Origin of the sequence: Tritonibacter sp. SIMBA_163 (assembly GCF_046535935.1) — a bacterium.
Lineage (GTDB): Bacteria > Pseudomonadota > Alphaproteobacteria > Rhodobacterales > Rhodobacteraceae > Epibacterium > Epibacterium scottomollicae.
Genome location: NZ_JAWJBP010000507.1, coordinates 1 through 269, shown reverse-complemented (window position 1 = coordinate 269; position 269 = coordinate 1). Strand labels below are relative to the sequence as shown.

The following is a 269-nucleotide window of genomic DNA, read 5'->3' as shown; positions in this document are numbered from 1 at the left end:
CGGTAGCCTGGCATTTGGCAGCGACACGGCCGGAATACGTTAAAAAACTCGTTGCCATCAATATCCCGCATCCTGCTGCCATGCCTAGAGTCTTCATGAAGAATCCGATGCAATGGGTGAAAAGCTCGTATATGGCGTTTTTCCAGCTGCCGGAAGTACCGGAAAAATTGATGGGCGCAAATGAATTCGAATGGCTGGGCCAAGCGATGAAAGGCACGGCAAGACATGGTGCATTTACGGAACAAGAGCTGGCTCGGTACCGGGAAGCC

General features: G+C 52.0%; 1 pseudogene. It reads left to right on the top strand.

Annotation, left to right across the window (positions count from 1 at the left end):
* Nucleotides 1–269: pseudogene (locus R0J92_RS23320) on the top strand (hypothetical protein); the annotation flags it as partial.